This is a genomic window from Dietzia sp. B19 (assembly GCF_014145155.1).
Classification (GTDB): Bacteria; Actinomycetota; Actinomycetes; order Mycobacteriales; family Mycobacteriaceae; genus Dietzia; species Dietzia natronolimnaea.
This window is the reverse complement of record NZ_JAALED010000266.1, coordinates 1-2,432: the sequence shown is the minus strand read 5'-3', so window position 1 is coordinate 2,432 and position 2,432 is coordinate 1. Positions and strand designations below refer to the sequence as shown.

2 protein-coding genes and 1 pseudogene are annotated in these 2,432 nt (G+C 70.7%); 2 read left to right on the top strand and 1 reads right to left on the bottom strand.

The annotated features are described in order from the left end of the window. Positions 1–91: 91 nt before the first annotated feature. The gene (locus G6020_RS08515) at positions 92–790 is read right to left on the bottom strand and encodes a helix-turn-helix domain-containing protein (protein WP_107748977.1); all 699 of its coding nucleotides are present in this window, start codon (positions 788–790) and stop codon (positions 92–94) included. Positions 791–1,041: 251 nt separating this feature from the next. On the opposite strand from G6020_RS08515, the gene G6020_RS08510 reads away from it, so the two are divergent. Together G6020_RS08510 and G6020_RS08505 are read left to right on the top strand one after the other, a co-directional pair. Then, positions 1,042–2,214: an acyl-CoA dehydrogenase family protein gene (locus tag G6020_RS08510; protein WP_182610327.1), complete on the top strand. Its 1,173-nt coding sequence runs from the start codon at positions 1,042–1,044 to the stop codon at positions 2,212–2,214. Then, positions 2,211–2,432, top strand: a pseudogene (locus G6020_RS08505) (acyl-CoA dehydrogenase); the annotation flags it as partial. The gene G6020_RS08510 and the pseudogene G6020_RS08505, both read left to right, overlap by 4 nt.

Genomic DNA, 2,432 nt, shown 5'->3' with positions numbered 1-2,432 from the left:
GGCGCTGATCCGCCCCCCGGGACTTCACGGGGCGCGGATCCGTCGCCGAGTCCATGGTCGGCCGGGGCCTCGCGTCAGCGCGGGCCCCGGTTCAGCGCAGACCCCAGGCGGTGGCGTGCCGGAGGCAGGTCTGGGCCAGCTCCTCGCTGCGCTGGACGATGAGGTCCCGCGCGGCGATGACGCCGACGGTCGCGATCGTCCGTCCCCCCTCGCGCAGTGCGACCGAGACACCGTCGCCACCGTCCACGGCCACGCCGGGGGCCGTACACACACCGGTCTCGCGGAGCTCTTCGAGCGAGGCCAGGAACCTGTCGACGAACTCCGACTCCGCAGCCGGCCGGGCGTTCAGGTAGGCCCACACGTCACGCTTCTCCCGGTCGGCCAGGAGTAGCCAGCCCGAGGAGGTCCGCAGCAGCGAGCGTCGCAACCGGTTCTCCGCGATGTAGGCGTAGTGCGCATCGGCGGCGACGTGGTCCACATAGAAGAGGTCGTCACCGACGTCGGTCGACAGGGCGGTGGTCAGACCGGTTTCAGCGTGGAGTGCGGTGAGCTGCTCCCGCGACACGGAGGTGACGGGCGGCCGACCGGCGATCACGTTGAGGAGATACGGCGCGGTCCCCAGCGTGTAGACGCGATTGCGCTCGTCGAGGTAGCCGACGGCGACCAGGCCGTTGAGCAGGCCCTGCGTGGAGCTGATCGGGGCGTCGAGGGCCTTGGCGACCGCGGTGAGGGTCAGCCCGGTTCCCGACCTGGCGACCAGTTCCATGATCGCTGCGACCCGGTCGACCATGCGGTGGCGAGGACGCTCGGGGACCTTGTCCATGCTGGGCTGCTCGGTGCGCCCGCTGTCTCCCGCATCCGGTTGCGTCATGGGGTAAGACTATCCGCCCCTGCGGGACGCACGCTGGGCATACGAGAGAGCGTAGTTCGATCCGCTATTGCGTAAAATTGCCATTCGTGCGATTCTCGAGCACGTGGTCCGGGTCACCATCCGGGCCCCGAACAGGCACACATCACACCAACCCCTTTCGAGGAGGCCCGATGCGGTCCGCACTCGCTCCACCGCCCACCCTGGCGTCGGCGGACATGGACGCCCTGCGAGTGGAGGTCCGTGACTTCCTCTCCGAAGAGATCGCCGCCGGTCGGCTCACGCCGTGGATCGACACCTGGCTCACGCGATGGGACGAGGACTTCACCCGTCGCCTCGCCGAGCGCGGCTGGGTCGGGATGGCCATCCCCACCGAGTACGGCGGACGGGGACGCACGCACCTCGAGCGCTTCGTCGTCACCGAGGAACTCCTCGCCGTCGGGGCGCCGGTCGCCGCGCAGTGGGTCGCCGACCGGCAGATCGCCCCCTCGCTCCTGCGGTACGGAACCGAGGAGCAGAAGCGCGAGTTCCTGCCCCGGATCGCAGCGGGGGAGTGTTGTTTCGGCATCGGCATGAGCGAGCCGGACTCCGGGTCGGACCTGGCCAGCGTGCGGACGAAGGGCGTCCGCGTCGACGGCGGCTGGGCGATCACCGGCACGAAGGTGTGGACCTCCGGAGCGCAGCACGCGGAGGCGTTCATCGCACTGGCCCGCACCGAACCCCTGGACACCACCGACCGCCATGCGGGACTGAGCCAGTTCATCGTCGACCTGCGCAGCGAGGGTGTCACCATCCGCCCGATCGTGTCCCTCTCGGGCGACCACCACTTCAACGAGGTGGTACTCGACGAGGTGTTCGTCCCCGATTCCCGCGTGTTCGGCACCCTCGGCGACGGCTGGGACCAGGTCAACTCCGAGTTGGCCTTCGAGCGCAGCGGACCCGAACGATTCCTGTCCTCCTTCCGCCTGCTCGCCGCCGAGATCGGGGCCGTGTCCGAGGGGCGGTTGCCCGCCCGCACGGATCTCGGCCGCTCGGTCGCGCGGATGGCGGGCCTGCACGCCCTGAGCCAGAACATCGCCGGAGCCCTCCAGCGCGGCGAGCCGGCGGACAACGCCGCAGCCCTGGTGAAGCTCCTCGGCACGACCACCGAGGGCGACATCGTCGATGTGGTCTCCGCCCGACTCGGTGACGAGTTCACACCCGGTGACGGTGACGGGGGAGCGGCCGCGTCCGAACTCACCGACCTCCTGCGTGCCGGACTGCACCAGCGGCCCGGCTTCACCCTGCGGGGCGGGACCAACGAGATTCTGCGCGGCGTGATCGCGCGGGGACTGGGGATGCGATGAGTACGGGGACAGCGGCGGCCGGCGACGGCGTGGAGAGCGTCGGACTCGAGATCGACCAGGACCTCGAGTCAATGATGGCCGACGTGCTGGCGCAGTTCTCCGGCCCCACCGCCCGGCCCGATGCAGCGGCCGTGTGGCAGTCCCTGTCCGAGGTGGGGCTCGGCCGCCTCACGGCCCCCGAGGACACCGGCGGCAGCGGCGCGGGGTGGGCCGAGGCC

What these genes read in the sequence shown, in the direction of transcription:
- G6020_RS08515 (WP_107748977.1), bottom strand. Translation starts at nt 790, where the DNA reads ATGGTCGACCGGGTCGCAGCGATCATGGAACTGGTCGCCAGGTCGGGA.
- G6020_RS08510 (WP_182610327.1), top strand. Translation starts at nt 1,042, where the DNA reads ATGCGGTCCGCACTCGCTCCACCGCCCACCCTGGCGTCGGCGGACATG.